The sequence below is a fragment of the Dyella kyungheensis genome (genome assembly GCF_016905005.1).
Lineage (GTDB): Bacteria > Pseudomonadota > Gammaproteobacteria > Xanthomonadales > Rhodanobacteraceae > Dyella > Dyella kyungheensis.
Window position 1 is genome coordinate 133,484 of record NZ_JADIKC010000006.1, and the last position, 20,783, is coordinate 154,266.

At 66.4% G+C, this 20,783-nt stretch carries 20 protein-coding genes; 9 read left to right on the top strand and 11 right to left on the bottom strand.

What is annotated here, in order from left to right:
- Positions 1-76 precede the first annotated feature (76 nt).
- The 7 genes from ISP20_RS14140 (at position 77) to ISP20_RS14170 (ending at position 6,481) form a co-directional block, all read left to right on the top strand.
- A complete protein-coding gene (locus ISP20_RS14140) occupies positions 77-1,711 on the top strand; it encodes an NAD(P)/FAD-dependent oxidoreductase (RefSeq protein ID WP_204636752.1) in 1,635 nt (544 codons plus the stop codon).
- A gap of 112 nt (positions 1,712-1,823) precedes the next feature.
- Positions 1,824-3,926 carry an ATP-dependent DNA helicase DinG gene (dinG, locus tag ISP20_RS14145; protein ID WP_204636875.1) on the top strand — a complete coding sequence of 701 codons (2,103 nt, stop codon included), beginning with the start codon at positions 1,824-1,826 and terminating at the stop codon, positions 3,924-3,926.
- The gene (locus tag ISP20_RS14150; RefSeq protein ID WP_204636754.1) at positions 3,923-4,474 is read left to right on the top strand and encodes a HutD/Ves family protein; all 552 of its coding nucleotides are present in this window, start codon (positions 3,923-3,925) and stop codon (positions 4,472-4,474) included. The genes dinG and ISP20_RS14150 overlap by 4 nt, the downstream gene beginning before the upstream one ends.
- A 58-nt stretch (positions 4,475-4,532) precedes the next feature.
- Positions 4,533-5,111, top strand: coding sequence for an NnrU family protein (locus ISP20_RS14155; protein ID WP_204636755.1), 579 nt, complete (start codon positions 4,533-4,535; stop codon positions 5,109-5,111).
- Between the two features lie 69 nt (positions 5,112-5,180).
- Positions 5,181-5,378, top strand: a complete 198-nt coding sequence (locus tag ISP20_RS14160) for a hypothetical protein (protein WP_204636756.1) — start codon at positions 5,181-5,183, stop codon at positions 5,376-5,378.
- Positions 5,379-5,972 (top strand): DUF938 domain-containing protein, encoded by a 594-nt coding sequence (locus tag ISP20_RS14165; RefSeq protein ID WP_204636757.1) that lies wholly within the window; start codon positions 5,379-5,381, stop codon positions 5,970-5,972.
- Between the two features lie 86 nt (positions 5,973-6,058).
- A complete protein-coding gene (locus ISP20_RS14170; protein WP_204636758.1) occupies positions 6,059-6,481 on the top strand; it encodes a YchJ family protein in 423 nt (140 codons plus the stop codon).
- Positions 6,482-6,583: 102 nt separating this feature from the next.
- On the opposite strand, the gene ISP20_RS14175 is transcribed toward ISP20_RS14170, so the two are convergent.
- From ISP20_RS14175 to ISP20_RS14195, 5 genes are all read right to left on the bottom strand, one after another.
- The gene (locus tag ISP20_RS14175) at positions 6,584-7,348 is read right to left on the bottom strand and encodes an NRDE family protein (RefSeq protein ID WP_204636759.1); all 765 of its coding nucleotides are present in this window, start codon (positions 7,346-7,348) and stop codon (positions 6,584-6,586) included.
- A 53-nt stretch (positions 7,349-7,401) separates the two neighbouring features.
- Positions 7,402-8,271: a methylglyoxal synthase gene (locus ISP20_RS14180; protein ID WP_204636760.1), complete on the bottom strand. Its 870-nt coding sequence runs from the start codon at positions 8,269-8,271 to the stop codon at positions 7,402-7,404.
- A 164-nt stretch (positions 8,272-8,435) separates the two neighbouring features.
- Positions 8,436-9,881, bottom strand: coding sequence for an FAD-dependent oxidoreductase (locus ISP20_RS14185; RefSeq protein ID WP_204636761.1), 1,446 nt, complete (start codon positions 9,879-9,881; stop codon positions 8,436-8,438).
- Entirely contained in the window at positions 9,878-14,323 is a 4,446-nt protein-coding gene (gene gltB / locus ISP20_RS14190; protein ID WP_204636762.1) for a glutamate synthase large subunit, read from the bottom strand. The genes ISP20_RS14185 and gltB overlap by 4 nt, the downstream gene beginning before the upstream one ends.
- 85 nt (positions 14,324-14,408) lie before the next feature.
- On the bottom strand, positions 14,409-14,696 hold the full coding sequence (locus ISP20_RS14195) for a hypothetical protein (RefSeq protein WP_204636763.1): 288 nt from the start codon (positions 14,694-14,696) through the stop codon (positions 14,409-14,411).
- Between ISP20_RS14195 and ISP20_RS14200 the strand changes: the two genes are divergently transcribed.
- A complete protein-coding gene (locus tag ISP20_RS14200) occupies positions 14,689-15,888 on the top strand; it encodes a murein hydrolase activator EnvC family protein (RefSeq protein WP_204636764.1) in 1,200 nt (399 codons plus the stop codon). The genes ISP20_RS14195 and ISP20_RS14200 overlap by 8 nt on opposite strands.
- A 136-nt stretch (positions 15,889-16,024) precedes the next feature.
- Positions 16,025-17,395 carry a S41 family peptidase gene (locus ISP20_RS14205; RefSeq protein WP_204636765.1) on the top strand — a complete coding sequence of 457 codons (1,371 nt, stop codon included), beginning with the start codon at positions 16,025-16,027 and terminating at the stop codon, positions 17,393-17,395.
- 184 nt (positions 17,396-17,579) lie between these two features.
- Here ISP20_RS14205 and ISP20_RS14210 read toward each other — a convergent pair whose 3' ends face one another.
- The 6 genes from ISP20_RS14210 to ISP20_RS14235 all read right to left on the bottom strand — a co-directional run bounded on the left by ISP20_RS14210 (position 17,580) and on the right by ISP20_RS14235 (position 20,723).
- On the bottom strand, positions 17,580-17,999 hold the full coding sequence (locus ISP20_RS14210) for a DUF2628 domain-containing protein (protein WP_204636766.1): 420 nt from the start codon (positions 17,997-17,999) through the stop codon (positions 17,580-17,582).
- Positions 18,000-18,119: 120 nt separating this feature from the next.
- Complete coding sequence (locus ISP20_RS14215; RefSeq protein WP_204636767.1) at positions 18,120-18,599, bottom strand: cupin domain-containing protein; 480 nt, start codon at positions 18,597-18,599, stop codon at positions 18,120-18,122.
- Positions 18,596-19,357, bottom strand: a complete 762-nt coding sequence (gene tatC / locus ISP20_RS14220; protein WP_204636768.1) for a twin-arginine translocase subunit TatC — start codon at positions 19,355-19,357, stop codon at positions 18,596-18,598. The genes ISP20_RS14215 and tatC overlap by 4 nt, the downstream gene beginning before the upstream one ends.
- Complete coding sequence (gene tatB, locus ISP20_RS14225; RefSeq protein ID WP_204636769.1) at positions 19,344-19,715, bottom strand: Sec-independent protein translocase protein TatB; 372 nt, start codon at positions 19,713-19,715, stop codon at positions 19,344-19,346. Before tatB ends, tatC begins: the two co-directional genes overlap by 14 nt.
- 15 nt (positions 19,716-19,730) lie before the next feature.
- Positions 19,731-19,967, bottom strand: a complete 237-nt coding sequence (gene tatA / locus ISP20_RS14230; RefSeq protein WP_204636770.1) for a twin-arginine translocase TatA/TatE family subunit — start codon at positions 19,965-19,967, stop codon at positions 19,731-19,733.
- A gap of 66 nt (positions 19,968-20,033) precedes the next feature.
- Positions 20,034-20,723: a lipid-binding SYLF domain-containing protein gene (locus tag ISP20_RS14235; protein WP_204636771.1), complete on the bottom strand. Its 690-nt coding sequence runs from the start codon at positions 20,721-20,723 to the stop codon at positions 20,034-20,036.
- Between the last annotated feature and the right edge of the window lie 60 nt (positions 20,724-20,783).

The window sequence follows — 20,783 nt, forward strand, 5'->3', positions numbered from 1 at the left end:
GACAAGCTTCCAAGCGGGCCGCCATCTGCAAGTCATGCGAAAATGGTCAACCACGACCGCCTGAACACCCCGCCGCATGATCCGACTCACCGACATCAAGCTCCCGCTGGACCACGCCGAGGGCGCCATCGAGGCCGCCGTCCGCGCCAAGCTTGGCCTGGGCAAGGACGGCTTGCGCAACGTCTCGGTGTTCCGGCGCGGCTACGACGCACGCAAGCGCGGCCATATCCAGCTGATCTACACGCTGGACGTGGACGTGGCCGATGAGGCCGGGCTGCTCAAGCGCCACGCCGGCGACAAGCACGTGCAACCCACGCCCGACACGAGCTATCGCTTCGTGGCGCAGGCACCGACCGACCTCAAGCAGCGCCCGATCGTGATCGGCCTCGGCCCGTGCGGCCTGTTCGCCGGTTTGCTGCTGGCGCAGATGGGCTACCGGCCGATCATCCTCGACCGCGGCAAGGCCGTGCGCGAGCGCACCGCGGATACCTGGGGTCTGTGGCGCAAGCGCCAGCTGGAGCCGGAATCCAATGTGCAGTTCGGTGAAGGCGGCGCGGGCACGTTCTCCGATGGCAAGCTGCACAGCCAGATCTCCGATCCGCATCACCATGGCCGCAAGGTGCTGACCGAGTTCGTGAAGGCCGGTGCGCCCGAAGAGATTCTCTACGTCAGCAAGCCGCATATCGGCACGTTCCGCCTCGTCACGATGGTGGAGGCCATGCGCGAGACCATCGAGGCACTCGGTGGCGAAATCCGTTTCACCCAGCGCGTGGACGATGTGCTGGTGGACACCGCGCCGGACGGCACGCGCCAGCTTCGCGGCGTGGTGCTGGCGAGCGGCGAGCAGTTGCTGAGCGAGCATGTGGTGCTCGCGGTGGGCCACAGCGCGCGCGACACCTTCTTCATGCTGCACGATCGCGGCGTCTACATGGAAGCCAAGCCGTTCTCGATCGGCTTCCGCGTGGAGCACCCGCAGTCGATCATCGACCAGGCGCGCTTCGGCCCGCAGGCGGGCCATCCCATTCTCGGCGCTGCCGACTACAAACTCGTGCATCACTGCAAGAATGGCCGCTCGGTCTACAGTTTCTGCATGTGCCCGGGCGGCACCGTGGTTGCCGCCGCGTCGGAACCCGAACGCGTCGTCACCAACGGCATGAGCCAGTATTCGCGCAACGAACGCAATGCGAACGCGGCCGTCGTGGTGGGCATCGAGCCCAGTGATTTTGCTGCTTTCGACGACAGCGGCAGCCCGTTGGCGGGTATTGCCCTGCAACGGGCACTCGAATCGCGTGCCTATGAACTCGGCGGCCGCGATTACAGCGCGCCGGGCCAGCTGGTCGGCGACTTCATCAAGGGCTGCCCCTCCGCGGAATTCGGCACCGTGCAGCCCTCGTACAAGCCCGGCGTGCATCTCACCGATCTCGCAGCAGCCCTGCCCGACTACGCCATCGAAGCCATCCGCGAAGCGCTGCCGGCATTCGACCGCCAGATCAAGGGCTATGCGATGCACGACGCCGTGCTCACCGGCGTGGAAACGCGCACCTCGTCGCCGGTACGCATCCGCCGCGGCGAGGACTACCAGAGCTTGAACACACGCGGCCTCTACCCGGCCGGTGAAGGCGCCGGTTACGCGGGCGGGATTCTTTCCGCTGCGGTGGATGGGATTCGCGTGGCGGAAGCGGTGGCGTTGGCGATCAACGCCTCGCGGTAAACCGGCAAGGCTGCGAACCGCTCTTTTAGATCGAGTCCCTGCACGCCGGCAGGGCTGGCGCAGGCATGCGAGAATGCAGCTCCGACGCGCCGATTCGCGCCCGACCCGCCCGATGCTGACCGATACCACCAAAGACGCGATCCGCGCTTCCTATACGCGCCTCAAGGATGGCCTGCCCGGCTTCCGGGCGCGTGCGTCGCAAGGAAAGATGATTGCCGAGGTGGCCAAGGCGCTGGCGCAGGAGGGCGGTGCGGCGGTGATCGAGGCGCCTACGGGTACCGGCAAGTCGATGGCGTATCTCATCGCGGGTGTCGAGGTGGCGCGGGCGCAGAAGAAGAAGCTGCTGATCGCCACCGCTACCGTGGCGCTGCAGGAACAGTTGGTCCAGCGCGATATTCCGCTCTATCTCAAGCTCAATGGCACCGAGGCCAAGGTGGCGCTGGCGAAGGGCCGTGGCCGTTACCTGTGCCCGCGCAACCTGGCGATGGCCAGCAACAGCCTCAGCGAAACCTCGCAGATGGGCCTGGGCTTCGATGCCGATCTAGCGCTGTGGACCAAGCCGCCGCAGGAGCGCGACAAGAAAGCCCTGTCCAAGCTGGTGGATCTGTTCGACCGGCACGAATGGGACGGCGATATCGATTCGGCGCCCGAACCGATCAGCGATGTGCTGCGCCCGATGATCACCACCAGCGCCGGCGGCTGCACCAGCCGCAAGTGCGCGCATTTCATGCAGTGCCCGTTCTTCGCCGCACGCCGTGCCGTGGGCGACGCGGACATCATCGTGGCGAACCAGGATCTGGTGCTGGCCGATCTCACCATGCCGCGCGAAGAAGACGGCTTCGGTGGCGTGATCCTGCCCAAGCCGGACGAAACGCTCTACATCTTCGACGAAGGCCACCACGTGCCGTCGAAGGCGATCGATCGCGGCGCCGCCGAGGTCTATATGAGCACGGCGACACGCCAACTCAGCCGCCTCGGCCGACAGATCCACGCCGCCTATTCGCTCACCGACAAGGAAGTGATCGGCAAGCTCTCGCTGGATGCCGGCGACCAGAAACTGCAGGAACTCAGCAACAGCCTGGAAGAGCTGGAGCGGGAGATCCGCCTCAGCTGGCTGCCCTCGCCCGACGACCAGGAACCGATGTATCGCGGCTCGCTCGGCCAGCTGCCCGAGGCCTGGGTGGAGCACGCGCGTGCGTTGTACGTGTTCACTGGCGAGGTGGAGCGCTGGATCGGCGCCGTGCGGCGCGCCGTGCTGGAGATGACCGAGACGGGTCCCACGCACGAGGCCTTGTCACGCGAACTGGGCATGGCGCTCGAGCGCATCGATCGCCAGGTGCGCACCTGGCGCGCGTGGTCCGCGACCGATGGCGACAACACGCCACCGCTGGCGCGCTGGGTCACCCTGAGCAACGACCAGCAACTGATCTGCCACGCCTCGTCGGTTTCCGCGGGCGGCCTGCTGCGCAGCATTCTCTGGGGCAACGCCAGCGCGGTGGTGATGACTTCGGCCACTCTGAGTGCGGGCGGCAATTTCCGCGGCTTCGCCGACGCGGTGGGTCTGCCCGATGATTCCATCACGCTGAGCCTGCCGTCGCCTTTCGATCTCGCCACGCAGGCGCGCCTTGAAGTGCCCGCCATGCGCTCGCTTCCCGATGCACGCGAAGAACACACGCAGGAAATTTGCGACTGGCTGGCCGACAACCTCGACTGGAATGCCGGCAACCTGGTGCTGTTCACCTCGCGCATGAAGCTCGATCGGGTATTGCAGAAGCTGCCCATCGAACACGTACGCAAGGTGCGCGCGCAAGGCTCGCTGGGCAAGGCGCAACTGGTTGCCGAACATATCGTCGATGTCGAAGCGGGCAAAGGCAGCACGCTGTTCGGTCTCGCCTCGTTCGGCGAGGGCCTGGATCTGCCGGGCAAGCTGTGCGAAACGGTGGTGATCACGCAGCTGCCGTTTGCCGTGCCGACCGATCCGGTCGGTGCGACCTACGCGGAATGGCTGGAATCGCGCGGCCGCAATCCCTTCATCGAAGTGACCGTGCCCGAAGCGACCCGATTGCTCACGCAGTATTGCGGCCGCCTCATCCGCACCGAAACCGACCGTGGCCGCATCGTGCTGCTCGACCGTCGCGTGGTACTCAAGCGGTACGGCGAACGCATGCTGCGGGCGCTGCCTCCCTTCACCCGGGTGATCGAGAAAGTCGCATGAGCCGCATCATTCGCGCCACCGACATGCCGCCCCAGCCTTGGAAGAACGGCATGGGCGTCACGCGCGAAATCGCGCGTTTTCCGGCCGACGCCAGCGACGATTTCGTCTGGCGCATCAGCGTGGCCGAAGTGAACAGCGCCTCGCCGTTCTCCACGTTTCCCGGCATCGATCGCCAGATCGTGTTGCTCGACGGCGCCGGTTTCATCATGACGCTCGACGGCAAGCAGCGGCACGCGCTCACCATGCCGCTGGTGCCGTTCGCCTTCGCCGGCGAAGCCTGGGTGGATGTGGAAATGGCCGGTGGCGGCACGCGCGATTTCAACCTGATGGTGCGGCGTACCCAGGCCACTGGTCAGGTCGAGCTGTTGACCGGGCCGGGCAGTCACCTGGTGCCTGCGGACTGCGTGCTGCTCTATCTCGCCCAGGGCACCGCCGATACGCTTGCCGGGCCGCTCAGCGCAGGCGATGCGTGGCAACCGGATGGCAACCCGGTCGAGCTGCACGAAGGCGCCAAGGCCCTGCTTGCCTGCGTGACTCCGCACGGCTGAGAGCCTGTTGGCGCGAGGCATGCCATGATCGGCACACCCTGCCCACCAAGGTGACCTCATGGCGCTCCTCCTGCTTGGCCTGGTGCTGTTCCTCGGCGTTCATTCCATCCGCATCTTCGACAACGACTGGCGCACGCAGCAGCGCGCACGTCTTGGTGAGATGCGCTGGAAAGGGCTTTATTCGCTCCTGTCCATCGCCGGCTTTGTGCTGATCGTCTACGGCTTCGGACTCGCCCGCCAGCAGCCGGTGGTGTTGTACGTGCCGCCGATGGGATTGCGCCATCTCAACGCCCTCTTCACGTTGCTGGCGTTCGTGCTGGTGGCCGCGGCGTATGTGCCCGCCAATCATCTCAAGGCCAAGCTCGGCCATCCCATGCTCGGGGGGGTGAAGGTGTGGGCGTTCGGCCATCTGCTGGCCACCGGCATGCTGCATGACGTCGTGCTGTTCGGCGCCTTCCTGCTGTGGGCCACGGTGGATTTCGTCAGCGCGCGTCGCCGTGATCGCGCCGACGGCGTGGTCTATCCAGCCGGCACCGTGAAGGGCGATGTCATCGCCGTGGCGGCCGGCGCGGTGGGCTGGGTGGTATTCGCCTGGTGGCTGCACGCATGGCTGATCGGCGTGAACCCGATGGGGTGAAATCAGTCATCTACGCCCGTAACCTGGGCTGCGCTAGAGTGGCGCCATTTCCGGCATGAGGATCTCGCGATGGTCGGCTTCCTGCTCTGGTTGTTGCTGCTGGTGTTCTGCTGGCCGCTCGCGCTGATTGCGCTGGTGCTGTACCCGATCGTGTGGCTGCTGATGCTGCCGTTCCGGCTGGTGGGTATCACCGTGGGCGCGGTGTTCGCGTTCCTCGGCGCCATGCTGATGTTGCCTGCGCGCGTATTGCGCGGCCGCCCGGCTTGAGTGGATAAGCCCAGCGCCCCGTCCTGCGAGCGCAACCGCGATCCGATCCTGGAGGTGTTGCGCAATCACTTTGCCGATCGCCGGCAGGTGCTGGAGATCGGCAGCGGCACGGGGCAGCACGCGGTGCATTTCGCGGCGGCCATGCCGCATCTGCAGTGGCAGTGCACCGATCGCCCGGAATACCTGCCGGGCATCCGCCAATGGCTGGATGAGTCCGCGCTTCCCAATACGCCGGCGCCGTTCGTGCTGGACGTGAGCGGCCCGTGGCCGGCCGGCGGCCACGATGCCGTGTTCAGTGCCAACACCTTGCACATCATGAGCTGGGGCGAGGTGGAACGACTGTTCCAGCAGCTCGGACGGGTGACCACGACCGACGCGAAGCTCGCCATCTATGGCCCGTTCAACTACGACGGCCGCTACACCAGCGAGAGCAATGCCGCGTTCGACGACTGGCTGCAGGCGCGCGGCGAGCACATGCGCATCCGCGATGCCGAGGCAGTGGATGCGCTGGCCGAAGCGGCCGGTTTTGAGCTGATCGACGACGTGACCATGCCCGCCAACAATCGCCTGCGGATCTGGCAGCGGACTCGCTGAAGCGGGCCATCCCAACATTGGCATTTTCGGCGCGATGGCGTCAGGATGCGCATCAGAGGGCGCCCCTGCCGCGCCCGCGACCTGCCATGCGCCCTTACGTTCAAGCCATCGACACGCTCACTCCCTGCCCGTGCGGCAACAACGACGGCTACGCCCGCTGCTGCGGCCTGCTGCACGAGGGCGCGGCAGCCGCCACGGCCGAGCAACTGATGCGCTCCCGTTACAGTGCGTACGTGCTCAAGCGCGAAGATTACCTGCTGGCCAGTTGGCACCACAGCACACGGCCGGCACACCTGAAGCTGGGCGCGCAGCAGCCCGCGCCGACCTGGCTCGGCCTCACGGTGAAGCGGCATGAGAGCGACGGCGACCACGCCGTGGTCGAGTTCGTGGCCCGCCTTCGCCTCGGTGGCGGCAAGGCGCAGCGCATGCATGAGGTCAGCCGCTTCGTGCGCGAGGACGGCCGCTGGTTCTATGTGGACGGCGAGTTTCCCGAGAAGTCCGGGGAATAACCGCTCCCTTGTGGGAGCGCACTGTGCGCGACTGCGCCGATTGGGAATTCCGCTCCGTCAGCTTGTCGCGCGCAAGCGCGCTCCCACAGGGGTGTGCGCCGGTCACACGGGCAGGAACGGCATCGCCGTTTCGCCGTCTTCATGGCCGTTGGGCCCAAAGCGCCGCTCCACCACCACCCCGCGACCGTCATGGCCGATGGCGACCACCGTGCTCGCACGCGTGCCATAGCGCTCGCCGCGAATGAAGGCGGACGACAGCCAGCGCTCGCGCTCCAGCCCGACGCCCGTATCCGGTAGCTGATCGTCGGGATAGCCGTGGGGATCGGTGAGTGCGGCGAACAGTGGTGCGAATTCGTCGTCATGCCCCGCCTCGATCCAGTCGCGCAGATGTCCCATCAGCGCCCGCGTTTTCGGCCACGGCGTGTTGAAGTCCGCGTTGGAGAGACCGTGCACGCCCGCTTCCACCAGTTGCGCGCGCGCATCGGGGCGGTTGCCGATGTAGAACGCGTGCGTCGCATCGAACGTCAGCAGGTTGAACGGGCGATAGTCGGCCGCGGTGCGCAGCAGCGTTTCGGCATGCGTCACCGCATCCTCGTCGCCCGCCAGGTAATCGAGCGACAACAGCCCGCGCGACCGTCCCAGCTGGGGATCGCGCGGATCGCGCACGTTGGTCACGACGCTGCAGCGGCCATCATCGGTGACGCCCAGCCAGGTGCCGCCCGCTTCCAGATCCTTGCCCGCGATGATCGCGGGCTGGTCCCAGCGTTCGAGCGGAAGGCTGGGCCGCGCGTGGAACTCGTCGCGGTTGCCGATCAAGACCAGCCGCCAGCGCGGGTGCGCATGCCAGGCAAAAGCAATCACACACATGGATGGGTGTTCTCCACTACGGCAGGCGCACAGTATGCACCCGCCTTCGTCGCTCAGGCCTTGGCGCGCAACACCACGGCGGCGGCCCAGCGCGCGGCGACCTTGGGCGTGGTCATGCACACGGCGTGATCGGTACGCGTGGTCACCGCGCGTTCGAGCAGCTGGATGTCGGCCTCATGCTGACGCGCCACGTGCGGGTCCTCGAAGAAGATCGCGCGCTGGCAGCGGCGTTCGAGCACCAGGTCGGCGATCTGCGCGTCGCCTCCCATCGGGCCGCTCTGGTAGCGCTCCACCCACGGCGTATCCAAAGGCCAGCCGCGGCTCCACGCCAGTTCGTTGAGGCGCTGGCCGGTGGTGCCGGTACCCACGCGATGGGCAAAGCGCGACAGCACATCGAAGTGCTCCGCCGCGTAGGCCAGCATCTGCGGCTTCATGGCATCGTGCGCGATCAACGCCAGCGTCTGCGCTTCGAGATCGTGGAAGACATTGGCACCCGAATCCGGCGCAAGGCCCGCGTGGATACGCTCCATTTCGATCCAGTCGCGCGCGGTGGCCACGGTGGAGATGAAGGGCTTGCCGTGGATCACGCACTGGCGCTTGAGCGCGATCGCCTCGGGAAAGATCGAGGACGGATCGACCGGATCGATGAGATAGATGGCGCCGTCGAGCACGCGGTCATCCCCCAGCCCCACCACTTCGGCGACCAGCTTCATCAGGCCGCCCTCGCGGCCGTAGGGATAGCGGCGCAGCGGCAGATAGCGATCAAGATAACCCGCACGATGAATGGCGTCATAGGTGCGTCCCACCGCATGCAGCCCAAGCTCGAGTTCGCGGATGCCCACCTCGCACTCGTGCAGCCAACGGAACAAGGCCGCGTTGGCATGGGCGTGGTGAAGCTGGTTGGCGGCAAGGCCGAGACGCATGGGTGGTGCTCCGTAACGACGTCGGCGCGCAGTGTCGCATTGCCTCGTTACGCCGCGCTACATCGGTCTAGCACTGTGGGAGCGCACCCTGTGCGCGACTGCCCGGACCTCGGGGCAAACGGCGTCGCGCACAGGGTGCGCTCCCACAAGGGTTCGCTACGCGGTCAAGCGTGCGCCAAAACGGGCGCATCGACCGCCTGCAACATGCGCACGATCGAGGCTGCCGCTTCGCGTCCATCGTAAACGGCGCGCACCACCAGATCGGCACCACGCACGTTGTCGCCTCCCGCAAAAATCTGCGCGTGGCTGGTCTGCAGCGGAAGCGCACCTTTCGCACCTGTGATCACTCGCCCCGTCTTGTCCAGGGCTACGCCGTGCGATCGCAGCCAATCCGGAGGACTGGGCAGGAAGCCGAATGCCTGGATCACCACGTCGGCATCGATCACATATTCCGTACCGGGCACGTTCTGCGGACGCAGGCGTCCGGTGCCGTCGTCGACCAGCGCCGTCTCCATCACCCGTACGCCGCGCACGTTGCCGCGCGCGCCGCCGAGGATTTCCAGCGGTTGCCGCTGAAAGAGGAAGTTCACCCCCTCTTCGCGGCTGTAACCCACTTCGCGCGCCGAGCCCGGCATGTTCGCCTCGTCGCGGCGATACACGCAGGTGACACTGGCGGCGCCGAGCCGGATGGCGGTGCGGTTGCAGTCCATGCCGGTGTCGCCGCCGCCCAGCACCACCACGTGTTTGCCGCGGAAATCGAACGACGGCGAGATGGCGGCATCGCGCAGCAGGCGCTCGGTGTTGGCGATGAGGAACGGCAACGCGTCGTGCACGCCGTGCAGCTCGCGTCCCGGCAGCTGCGCATCGACATAGGTGTAGGCACCCGTGCCCACGAACACTGCATCGTATTCGTCCAGCAACTGGCCGAATTCGATGTCGCGACCGACCTCGCGATTGAGCAGGAAGCGCACACCCATGCCTTCCAGCAACTGGCGGCGCGTGCGCACCACGCCTTTGTCGAGCTTGAACGGTGGAATGCCGAAGGTGAGCAGGCCGCCGATCTCGCTTTGACGGTCATAGACATCGGCGGCAATGCCCGCGCGGCGCAGCCGATCCGCACAGGCCAGGCCGGCAGGGCCCGCACCAATGATGGCCACGCGCTTGCCCGTCTCGTGCACGGCGGAAAGGTCGGGCTTCCAGCCCAGGCGCAAGGCCTCGTCGGTCACCCAGCGCTCGATGCTGCCGATGGTCACCGCACCGAATGCGGTCTGCTCCAAGGTGCACGCGCCTTCGCACAGTCGATCCTGCGGACAGACGCGCCCACAGATCTCGGGCAAGGGATTGGTTTCGTGCATCAGGGTGGCCGCTTCCATCAGGCGGCCGTCCTGAACCAGCTTCAGCCAGTTCGGAATGTAGTTGTGCACGGGGCACTCGTGCTCGCAATACGGATTGCCGCAATCGATGCAGCGCTCCGCCTGCGTGCCTGCCTGCTGCGCGCCGAAATCGCCGGAGATCTCGCCATAGCCAAGCACGCGGATCGACACGGGCACGTTGCGCGGCGTCTGCCGCTGCACGTTGAGGAACTGGAAGGTCTTGGAGTCTGCGCTCATGCGGCGCTCCTGAGTTCTTCCGCCAGCGCGGAGAGACTCGCGGCCTTCGGCTTCACCAGCCAGAACTTGTATTGCAGGCCGCGGAAATCCGCGAGGATGCGGCGCCCCCAGTCGCTGCCCGTCAGTTCCACATGGCGCACCACCAGCGAGCGCAGATGCTGCATGTAATGCTCCATGCCCTCGGGCGAGATGCGCAGGATGTCCACCAGTTCGTGGTTGTAGCAGTCCACGAAGCTGCGTTCGATATCGAGCACGTAGGCGAAGCCACCGGTCATGCCGGCACCGAAGTTCAGGCCCACCTTGCCGAGCACGGCGACGACGCCGCCGGTCATGTATTCGCAGCAGTGGTCGCCGGCACCCTCGACCACGGCCAGCGCACCGGAGTTGCGCACGGCAAAACGCTCGCCCGCGCGGCCCGCGGCAAACAGTTCACCATCGGTGGCGCCATACAGACAGGTGTTGCCGATGATCGACGCCTCGTGACTGGCGAACGGCGAATCGCCCGGCGGACGCACCACGATGCGGCCACCCGCCATGCCCTTGCCGACCCCGTCGTTGGCCTCGCCGACCAGGTCGATGTGTACACCGCCCGCGTTCCACGCACCAAGGCTCTGGCCAGCGGCACCGCTGAGCCTGAGCAGGATGGGATGTTCATCCATGCCGTGGTCGCCGTGACGACGCGCCACTTCACCGGAGAGGCGCGCACCGATGGCGCGGTCGGTATTGGCGATCTCGAAGGCGAATTCGCCACCGGTCTTGCCAGCGACGGCAGCGCGTGTCGCTTCGTCGATGCGCGTCGCCAGTGCAGCGTCATCGCGCATCGGATTGCGCGGCAGCGTGCAAGCGAAGTCGACATCGTTGGCCAGCGCGCCGGATCCCAGCAGCGGCGCAAGATCCAGCTTGTGCTGCACTGGCGTGGTGCCCTGCACCTGTTCCAGCAGATCGGCCCGGCCGATGATCTCGTCCAGGCTGCGCGCGCCGAGCATGGCCAGGTGGGAACGCACATCCTCGGCGAGGAAACCGAAATAGTTCATCACCATTTCGGGCAGGCCGATGAAGTGCTCCTTGCGCAGCACGGCATGCTGCGTGGCCACGCCGGTGGCGCAATTGTTGAGGTGGCAGATGCGCAGGTACTTGCAGCCGAGCGCCACCATCGGGCCGGTGCCGAAGCCAAAGCTCTCGGCGCCCAGCATCGCTGCCTTGATCACATCCAGGCCGGTCTTCAAACCGCCGTCGGTCTGCAGGCGCACGCGGCCGCGCAGGTCGTTGCGACGCAGCGTCTGCTGCGTTTCGGCCAGGCCCAGCTCCCACGGCGTGCCCGCGTACTTGATCGAAGTAAGCGGACTGGCGCCGGTGCCGCCGTCGTGGCCGCTGACGGTGATCAGATCCGCGCCCGCCTTCACCACGCCGGCCGCCACCGTGCCCACGCCCGCGTGACTGACCAGCTTCACGGAAACCAGCGCGTCGGGATTCACTTCCTTGAGGTCGTGGATCAACTCGGCCAGGTCTTCGATGGAATAGATGTCATGGTGAGGCGGCGGGGAGATCAGGCCGATGCCGGGCTTGGCGTAGCGCAGTCGCGCGATCGTGCTGTCCACTTTGTGGCCTGGCAGCTGGCCGCCTTCGCCGGGCTTGGCGCCCTGCGCGATCTTGATCTGCAGCACTTCGGCGTTGACCAGGTAGTGCGGCGTGACGCCGAAGCGGCCGGAGGCGACCTGCTTGATCTTCGACATCTTCTCGGTGCCATAGCGGGCGGGATCTTCACCGCCTTCGCCGGAATTGCTGCGCGCGCCGAGCCGGTTCATCGCGATCGCCAGCGCCTCGTGCGCTTCGGGCGACAACGCGCCCAGCGACATACCGGCCGAATCGAAGCGACGCAGGATGTCCTGCGCCGACTCCACCTGCTCGATGGGAATGGCATCGCCCAGCGAACGCGGCGCCAGCAGATCGCGCAGCGCCGACGGCGGACGGTGGTCGACGGCATTCGCGTAGGCGCGGTAGTCGCCGGGGTTACCCGTGCGCACGGCTTTCTGCAGCGTGCCGATCACGTCCGGGTTGTACATGTGGTATTCGCCGCCGTAGACGAACTTGTACAGACCGCCCGCGCGCAGCGGCAACGCATCGCTCCACGCTTCCGCCGCCAGCAGCTGCTGGTCATGCTCGAGTTCGGCGAACGCCGCGCCGCCGATGCGCGACGGCGTGCCCGGGAAGCACAGCTCCACCACGCTGGGCGCCAATCCCACGATCTCGAACAGCTGCGCACCGCGATAACCCGCCACGGTGGAGATGCCCATCTTGGACAGGATCTTCAGCAGGCCTTTGCGGATGCCGCGCCGGTAGCTGCGTCCGATCTCGAAACGATCGCTGGCGATATGGCCTTCGCGCCCCAGCTCGAACAGGCTCTGATAGGCCAGCCAGGGATAGATCGCGGTGGCGCCGAAGCCGAGCAGGCAGGCGAACTGATGGGGATCGCGCGGCGTGGCGGTCTCCACCAGGATGTTGCACTGGCAGCGCAAGGCCTTGTCGATCAGGTGCGCATGCACCGCGCCCACCGCCAGCAGCGAGTGGATCGGCAGCAGGTCCTTGTGCGGATAGCGGTCGCTGAGGAAGACCAGCTGGCAGCCTTCGCGCACCGCTTTTTCCACGTCGCTGCAGAGACGGCGCAGCGCCGCTTCGAGGCCTTCGTCAGGCGCATACATCAGGTCGAAGCGCGGCGTGCCGACGAACTGCGGCAAGCCGAGCAGCTGGCGCAACTTGCGCTGGGAGAGCACCGGCGAGTTGATCAGGATCTGCTTCGCGTTTTCCGGCGTGAGATCGAACACGTTGCTTTCGGGACCGATCTGGGTCACCAGCGACATCACCAGCTTCTCGCGTAACGGATCGATCGGCGGGTTGGTCACCTGCGCGAAGCCCTGGCGGAAGCGGTCGAACAACGGGCGCACCTGGCGCGACATGGCCGCGATGGGCGTGTCGTCGCCCATCGATCCGGTCGCTTCCTGTTCCAGTTCCACGATCGCCTTGAGCACGGTCTCGCGTTCTTCGCGCGAGAGCCCGTACAGCTTCTGGTAGCGGTGCAGTTCGTCCGCCGGCAGCGGCTCGGCGGCCAGCGACGGATCGATCAGATCCGATTCCAGGTAACTCACGCCGGCGCGCAGCCAGTCGCGGAACGGCGCGCGCTTGCGGTTGATGTCGTCGATGTCGGCATCGCGCAACAGACGGTGCTGCTGCAGATCCACGGCGATCATTTCGCCCGGTGCCAGCCGGCCCTTGGCGATGACCTGCGACGACGGCACATCCCACAATCCCGCTTCGGAAGCGACGATCAGATGGTTGTCGGCCGAGAGCGCCCAGCGTGCGGGACGCAGGCCGTTGCGGTCGAGCGTGCAGGCGGCATAGCGGCCATCGCACATCACCAGGCCGGCCGGACCGTCCCAGGGTTCGCTGTGCAGCGCGTAATACTCGTAGAACGCCGCTAGGTCTTCGTCGATGCCCTCGCGCGCGGCGAAAGCCGGCGGCACCAGCACGCGCATCGCCGCCAGCAGATCGAGACCGCCGGCGATCAGGACTTCCAGCGCGTTGTCGAGGCTTTCGGAATCCGAACCCGTCTGGCGTACCAGCGGACCGATGTCGGAAAGATCGAGCAACGGTGAATGCAGGATCGATTCGCGCGACTGCATCCAGCGGCGATTGGCGCGAATGGTGTTGATCTCGCCGTTGTGCGCCAGCAGGCGGAACGGCTGGGCCAGCCGCCACTGCGGCGTGGTATTGGTCGAAAAACGTTGATGGAACACCACCGCATCGGCGCTCAATGCCGGATGCGTGAGATCGGCGAACACCTCGCGCAGGCGGCCGGGCGCCGCCATCGCCTTGTAGCCGACCACTTGCGCGGACAGCGTGACCACATAGAAATGCTCGTCGGCTACCAGCGCCGTTTCGGCGCGACGACGCGCGCGAAACAGTGCGCGCTCGAACGCGCCATCGTCCATCGATGCCGCGGGTTCCACGAATACCTGGCGCACGCGCGGCCTGGCCGCCGCGGCGAGCGGACCACAGGCCTCGGCATTCACGGCGACATCGCGCCAGCCGGCGACGCGCAGTTCTTCTTCGCGCAGATGGTCTTCGAAGGTCGATGCCGCGGCGTCATCGCCGTGCGGATCGAGAAACACCACGCCAGCGGCAAAACGCTCGCCCACGGTGATGCTTGCTTCTTCAGCGAGTGCTTTCAGCCAGACCCGCGGACGATGGAACAGCACGCCGCAGCCGTCGCCGCTGACGCCGTCGGCATTCACGCCGCCACGATGGGAAAGTTTGGCCAACGCTGCGAATGCGGTGTCCACTACCCATGCGCTCGCGCGCCCGTCGATCTGTGCGACCAGACCGAAACCGCAGCTGTCGTGCTCGAACGCAGCGTCGTAAAGCGTCGCTGGACCTGCCTGCGCCATCTTGCCTCCCCGGCCGATGGTTGCGGACGCGTCGTCCCAACGGTGCCAACAAGCACCGCTGCCACGCGTCCATAGTGTGGTTCGACTAAAACACATATTGGTGCGTCGCGTCAAAGACATCTTTACGTCCAAATGAAAGTTTCAGATGGAAGCGTTTTGCACGCAGAAGATTCTTGTGGGAGCGCACTTGTGCGCGACTCGGTGCACCGATGCGCTTGTCACGAACAAGTGCGCTCCCACAGAAGGGCGTTGTCACGGGCATACCAGTGATCGCACGACCGCTGCGATGAAGAGCACATGACCGGATTGAACGGGCGACGCAGACCCGCTCGCGCGCCATCACCGCGCTCTGTGATAATTGGCCGATGCCCATACCACTCCGTCGTGCCCGCCCCGTTGCCTGCGCCCTGACCGGCGCGCTCGCCCTCGCCATCGCGGCCCAGCCGGCCTGGGCGCTGCAGGACAGCAAGACCAAGGCCGAGCAGGCCGAGGCGCAGAAAAAGCTCTCGGACGTGCGCAGCAAGATGGAGGCGCTGGCCAAGGAGCAGGCCGAGACGGCCGCCAAGCGCGACAGCGCCACCGCCGAGCTGACCAAGCAGGCCAATGCGGTGGCCAGCGCGGCCAAGGCCGTGCGCGAGACCGACAGCCAGCTTTCGGCCAAGCAGAAGGAGCTGGCCGACCTGCAGGCCCAGCGCGCCGAACTGCAGAAGAACCTGGAAGGCCAGCGCGCCGCCATCGCCGACCTGCTGCGCGCCACCTATGCGCTGGGCCAGGGCTCGGACCTGCGCCTGCTGATGGGCGACGACGACGTGGCCCGCATCGCCCAGGCGCTGGCCTATTCGAAGTATTTCCAGGAAGACCGGGTGGCCCGCGTACAGCAGCTGATGGGCGACCTGGCCAAGCTGCAGGACTTGGAAACCCAGATCACCGCCCAGCAGCAGGCCTTGCAGGCGGCCCGCGCCGAGCGCGCGAACCAGGCCAAGGCGCTGGAACAGCAGCGCGCCAGCCAGGCCCGGCTGGTGGCCGACACCGACGCCCAGTACAAGGACCAGGCCGGCAAGCTGGCTGCCCTCAAGCAGAACGAAGCCTCGCTGAACTCGCTGGTGGCCACGCTGCAGAAAGCCATCGACGAAGCCGCCCGCGAAGCCGAGCGCGCCGCCAAGGCCAGCGAAGGCAAGGTCGCCCCGCCGGCAGGCAAGGGCCTGGCCAACATCCGCGGCAACCTGCCCTGGCCGGCCGCCGGCGTGGTCAACAGCTACGGCAGCGGCGTGCTGATCAAGGCGCCGGGCGGCAGCGAAGTGCGCGCGGTGGCGCCGGGACGGGTGGTCTATGCGGCCTTCCTGCGCGGCTACGGCATGCTGGTCATCGTGAGCCACGGCGGTGGCTGGATGAGCATGTACGGCAACAACGAGACGGTCCTGCACGGCGTGGGCGACCAGATCACGGCTGGCGAGGCCGTGGGCACGGCCAGCGCGCCCACCGGCGTCAATACCGGCGTGTACTTCGAGCTGCGCCAGAACAACCAGCCGGTGGACCCGCGTACCTGGCTGGGCAAGAAAGGTTGATCCGATTGACGCCACCTACGCAGCGTCGCAGGCTAACCTACGTATTGTGTTGAATTTTGGCGACATCCGGCGGTCAAAGCGGCAACGCAGCCCGCCGCCGGGCACGCCCCCACCGCTACACCGGAGTTCCCCATCCATGCGGTTTTCCACTTTGAGCCTGGCCGTCCTGCTGCTGGCGGCACCGCTGGCGCAGGCGCAGACCGCGCCCGCGCAGAGCGCCGCCAAGAAGCCGGCCGACAGCGCACCTGCCGCGGCCTCCTCCGTGCCCGACCGCGTGGACCTGGACGATGTGCGCAACTTCAGCCGCGTCTACGAGATCGTCCGCCAGGCCTATGTGGAGCCGGTGGACAACAAGACCATCATGAAGGCCGCCATCAGCGGCATGCTCAGCGGCCTGGATCCGCATAGCGAATACCTCGACAAGGACGGCCTGGCCGAACTCAACGAGGACACCACCGGCCAGTACGGCGGCCTGGGCATCGAAGTGCTGCAGGTGGACGGCACGCTGCGCATCATCGCGCCGATCGACGACACGCCTGCCTCGCGCGCCGGCATCAAGCCGGGCGACACCATCGTGAAGATCGACGGCAAGGTGGTGGACCCGGAGAACATCGACGACATGTTCAAGGCCCTGCGCGGCGATGCCGGCAGCAAGGTCACGCTGACCATCCTGCACGAGAAGAGCGACAAGCCGATCGACATGCCGCTGGTGCGCGAGAAGATTTCGGTCACCAGCGTGAAGACGCGCGAGATCGAACCGGGCTACGCCTATATCCGCCTCAGCCAGTTTCAGGACGACACCGCGCCGGACCTGGAAAAGAAGCTGGGCGAACTGATCCGCAAGAACGGCCCGCAGAAGGGCGCCATCCTGGACCTGCGTTCCAACCCGGGCGGCCTGCTCACCGCCGCGGTGGGCGTGAGCGACGATTTCCTCAACTCCGGCACCATCGTCACCACGCGCGGGCGCCTGCAGGATTCCAACCTCAGCTTCGAGGCGCACTCCGGCGATCTGCTCAACGGCGCGCCGATGGTGGTGCTGGTGGACAACGGCACGGCCTCGGCGGCGGAAATCGTCGCTGGCGCGCTGAAGGACAACCGCCGTGCGCTGATCGTCGGCCGCCGCACGTTCGGCAAGGGCGTGGTGCAAACGGTGCTGCCGCTGGACAACGACCACGCGGTGAAGATCACCACGGCGCGCTACTACACGCCCAACGGCACCTCGATCCAGGCCGAGGGCATCAAGCCGGACATCGCGCTGGCGGACCTCGCCGTCAACAAGGCCGACAGCGCGGCGGTGCTGGTGAGTTCGGAAGCGGATCTGCCGAACCACCTTGCCAATGAGGACACCAAGCTGGGCAAGGACATCGACAACGACGGCAGCGCGGAAAACGCCAAGCTGGCGACGCAGGACTATGCGTTGTCGCAGGCGTTGAATGTGTTGAAGGGGCTGGCGTTGAATCGCTCGCCGGCGGTGGCGCCGGTGCCGGCGGCGCCTAGCAAGCACTGAGAGGTACCATCCGCTGCTTAAGCAGTGACTCGGATGTCCGGGAAAAAAGCCGCCTTTTGGGCGGCTTTTTCTTTGGCGTCAAGAACTCACTTCGCCCTCTACCCTGCGGGCAGAGGGCGAAGTTGGTGCATCGTATTTCGTGTCGCGACGTGCGCGGCGTTGCGTCCTCTGCTCGTACGAGACTTCACATCCGCAGCCCCTCGAAGAAGTTCCAGCTGTCCTGGCCCTTCACTTCTTTCAGGTAGTAGGCGTAGTTGGCGGTGCCGGCGTAGATCAGCGTCACCGCCAGTCCCAGCATGCGGCTGATGAAGTCGGCGCTTCGATTCTCCGGACCCAACACGGCGTAGAGGATGAAGGCGATGACGAAGCTTGCAACCGTGAGCGCGAGCCCCACCAGCGCCTTGCGCCACAAGCCGAGAATGAAGAAGTAGATCGGGCCAAACAAGAACGCCAGGATGCTGCTGCCGATCTTGATGCGCTGCATGAAGGGGAGCGCCTTGAAGGCTTCCTTGTAGGTCGACGTGCCGGGAGCGCCATGGGCATCCAGGAACGCAAAACGCTCTTGCCACTTCACCGGGTACTTGCTGTAAACCTGGGCATCCATGTTGAAACTGCCGTCCTGATGGGAAAAGTCCCCAATCATCGGGCGGCCCATCGACGCAGACCATCAGTACGTTCTGAAAACTCGCTCTTCTGGCAGCCCTCGCCCAAAGGGGCCAAGCGCTCAGGGCGCCGGAATCTCCGGCGCGAGGCCCGCGAGGTGCCTGGCCAGGGGCGCGTCTTCTTCGAGCATCTCGAAGCCGTCATAGGTGAATGCCGGCGCCACCATGCAGGTCACCAGCGCGTAACGGCCCAGCGGCCGCGCCGCCTGCCAGGCGCGGGCCGGCACGATCACCATGGCATCCACGTCGGCGGCCAACGGCCCCAGGCAGTGGCGCCTCAGGCTCTTGTGGTCGGCGTCGTAGATCAGCAGTTCCAGCGGCTCGCCTTCCACGAAATGCCAGGCTTCTTCTGCGTCCACGCGATGCCAGCTGCTGCACTGGCCGGCTTCGAGCAGGTAGTGGATCGCGCTCATCGCCTGGCGGACGCCGCCGTTATCCGTGCCCTTGGACGGATGAAAGCGACGGTAGTGGCCACCCTCGACATGCGGCTGCAGTTGCAGCGAGGTCTTCAGTTCCTCGATGCGGGCAGCCGGGTCGCTCATGCCGTCGCGTCCTTCGGATGCAACAGCCATCGCACGGCCAGGATGCCCAGCTCGTACAGCAGGCACATCGGCACGGCCAGCATGATCATCGAGGTGATGTCAGGCGGCGTGATGAAGGCGGCGATGGCGAACGCACCGACGACGGCATAGCGCCGGCTGCTGCGCAACTGGTCCAGGCTCACCACGCCGATGGCCGCGAGGATCACCACTGCCACCGGCACCTCGAAACACAGGCCGAAGGCGAAGAACATCAGCATCACGAAATCGAGGTAATGCGTGATGTCGGTCATCATCTCCACGCCCTGCGGCGTCACCGCCGTGAGGAATCGGAAGGCGGCCGGCAGCACCAGGAAATAAGCGAACGCACAGCCGAGGTAGAACAGGAACAACGCCGCCACCAGCAACGGACGCGCGAGGCGCTTCTCGTTGCGGTACAGGCCGGGACTCACGAACGCCCACAGCTGGTAGACGATCATCGGCATGCTGATGAACAGCGCCGCATAGAACGCGAGCTTCAGCGGCGTCACGAACGGGCTGGCCACTTCGGTGGCGATCAGGTGCGCGCCCTGCGGCAGCCGCGACACCAGCGGTGCCGCCAGTTCGGTGTAGAGGCGGTTGGCGAACGGAATGAGCGCGCCCAGCACCACCAGCACGGTGACGATGGCGCGCAGCAGACGCGTACGCAGCTCCATCAGATGCGAGAACAGGCCCTGTTCCAGCTCTTCGGCCCCCGGGCCTTCCAGCTCAGGCGTTGCCATGCGGAACGTCCTTGGTTTCAACGGTGGCGGCAACGGCCTCGGTCGCCGGCTCCGGCGCCGCCGGCGCGGGTGCCGGCGGGTTCGACGGCGCGCCGCCCTGCGGACGCATCTTGCGCAGCGTTTCGTCCAGCTCGGCCTGGGCGGCTTCGGCCCTGGAGGCGGCCTCGCGTGCCTGGCGGCGGATCTCTTCCACCTGCAGCTCGCGCTCCACTTCGGCGCGCACGCTGTCCCAGCCGGTGCGCACGCGGCGCATGAACACGCCGGCCGTACGCGCGGCGTGCGGCAGCTTTTCCGGGCCGAGCACGATCAGCGCGACAAGCGCGAGCAATACCAGCTTGCCGAAGCTGATCTCGATCATGACGCTGCCGTGACCTTACTTCGGTTCGGTGGTGTCGTGCTGGTTCTGGGTCTGCGTGGGGCCGGCGGGCGGCGGATCGGCGCGCAGGCTCGCGTTCGGATCGGTCGGCTTGGGGGCTTCTTCGCCGCCGTCCAGACCTTTCTTGAAGTCGCGGACGGCGCCACCCAGGTCGCCTCCGATATTGCGCAGCTTCTTGGTGCCGAAGATCAGCACGACAACGACCAGCAGGATAAGTAGATGGGTGATGCTCATTGAATCAGGCCTCGGAAATGGTAGCGGCGGAACGAAACCGTCACGCCGTCGCGCCGCCGCTCCACATCATCGCTGAGTGTACTCCTCAAGGCGATCCCTGAAATCGACCACCTGCGACGGCACGTTGCCCACGCCGCCCTCGAAGATCCGGCGCGGGGTGATGCCCTTGCCGTAGATGGCCTCGTTGGCGTCGTAGTCGATGCGCAGGGCGGAACCGTCCAGGGCCACGCCCGCAAACAGGCCGCGGGAGCGGGAATAGGAGTAGATCTCGGCCTTGAAGTCGCTGTCGGTGGAGGCCTGGGCGGTGCGGCCCACCGGGCCGGCGGCTGCGGCCGCGTCCGCGCCGAGCGTGAATTTGCCGTTGACGATGCTATCTACGCCGCGCTGGGTGCGGAACACCAGGATCACGTCGGTGGACGAGGCGCCGGCCTGGAAGCCGATGCTGCCGCCAGTCATGCTGATGAAGCTGGGGTTGGACCAGGTACCGTCCGGACCCTTCACCGAGATCAGGCCCTCGCCGCGGCGGCCGCCGAAGACGAAGCCGACCTTGAGCAGGTCCGGGATCACCGCGATCGCCTTGGCCTGCTTGAGCAGGTCGGTCGGGATCGACTTGTCCGGCGCCTCCATGATCTCGTTCAACACGCGCACGGCGTTCTGGGCGCGCACCAGCGGCGGGTCTTCGGCGTGCGCGGCCATTGCCGGCAGCAGCAGGACCAGGGAGGCGAGCAACAGACGGTGCAGCGATGTTTTGAACATGGACGACTCCTTCAGCTGGAATTCTTCGGCAGGGCGGCCTGCGGCGATCCTCGCCACGGC

Bases quoted from the DNA above. Each gene is read 5' to 3' on its own strand.
- ISP20_RS14140 (WP_204636752.1), top strand. From the start codon at position 77: ATGATCCGACTCACCGACATCAAGCTCCCGCTGGACCACGCCGAGGGC.
- dinG (WP_204636875.1), top strand. From the start codon at position 1,824: ATGCTGACCGATACCACCAAAGACGCGATCCGCGCTTCCTATACGCGC.
- ISP20_RS14150 (WP_204636754.1), top strand. From the start codon at position 3,923: ATGAGCCGCATCATTCGCGCCACCGACATGCCGCCCCAGCCTTGGAAG.
- ISP20_RS14155 (WP_204636755.1), top strand. From the start codon at position 4,533: ATGGCGCTCCTCCTGCTTGGCCTGGTGCTGTTCCTCGGCGTTCATTCC.
- ISP20_RS14160 (WP_204636756.1), top strand. From the start codon at position 5,181: ATGGTCGGCTTCCTGCTCTGGTTGTTGCTGCTGGTGTTCTGCTGGCCG.
- ISP20_RS14170 (WP_204636758.1), top strand. From the start codon at position 6,059: ATGCGCCCTTACGTTCAAGCCATCGACACGCTCACTCCCTGCCCGTGC.
- ISP20_RS14175 (WP_204636759.1), bottom strand. From the start codon at position 7,348: ATGTGTGTGATTGCTTTTGCCTGGCATGCGCACCCGCGCTGGCGGCTG.
- ISP20_RS14180 (WP_204636760.1), bottom strand. From the start codon at position 8,271: ATGCGTCTCGGCCTTGCCGCCAACCAGCTTCACCACGCCCATGCCAAC.
- ISP20_RS14185 (WP_204636761.1), bottom strand. From the start codon at position 9,881: ATGAGCGCAGACTCCAAGACCTTCCAGTTCCTCAACGTGCAGCGGCAG.
- gltB (WP_204636762.1), bottom strand. From the start codon at position 14,323: ATGGCGCAGGCAGGTCCAGCGACGCTTTACGACGCTGCGTTCGAGCAC.
- ISP20_RS14200 (WP_204636764.1), top strand. From the start codon at position 14,689: ATGCCCATACCACTCCGTCGTGCCCGCCCCGTTGCCTGCGCCCTGACC.
- ISP20_RS14195 (WP_204636763.1), bottom strand. From the start codon at position 14,696: ATGGGCATCGGCCAATTATCACAGAGCGCGGTGATGGCGCGCGAGCGG.
- ISP20_RS14205 (WP_204636765.1), top strand. From the start codon at position 16,025: ATGCGGTTTTCCACTTTGAGCCTGGCCGTCCTGCTGCTGGCGGCACCG.
- ISP20_RS14210 (WP_204636766.1), bottom strand. From the start codon at position 17,999: ATGGATGCCCAGGTTTACAGCAAGTACCCGGTGAAGTGGCAAGAGCGT.
- ISP20_RS14215 (WP_204636767.1), bottom strand. From the start codon at position 18,599: ATGAGCGACCCGGCTGCCCGCATCGAGGAACTGAAGACCTCGCTGCAA.
- tatC (WP_204636768.1), bottom strand. From the start codon at position 19,357: ATGGCAACGCCTGAGCTGGAAGGCCCGGGGGCCGAAGAGCTGGAACAG.
- tatB (WP_204636769.1), bottom strand. From the start codon at position 19,715: ATGATCGAGATCAGCTTCGGCAAGCTGGTATTGCTCGCGCTTGTCGCG.
- tatA (WP_204636770.1), bottom strand. From the start codon at position 19,967: ATGAGCATCACCCATCTACTTATCCTGCTGGTCGTTGTCGTGCTGATC.
- ISP20_RS14235 (WP_204636771.1), bottom strand. From the start codon at position 20,723: ATGTTCAAAACATCGCTGCACCGTCTGTTGCTCGCCTCCCTGGTCCTG.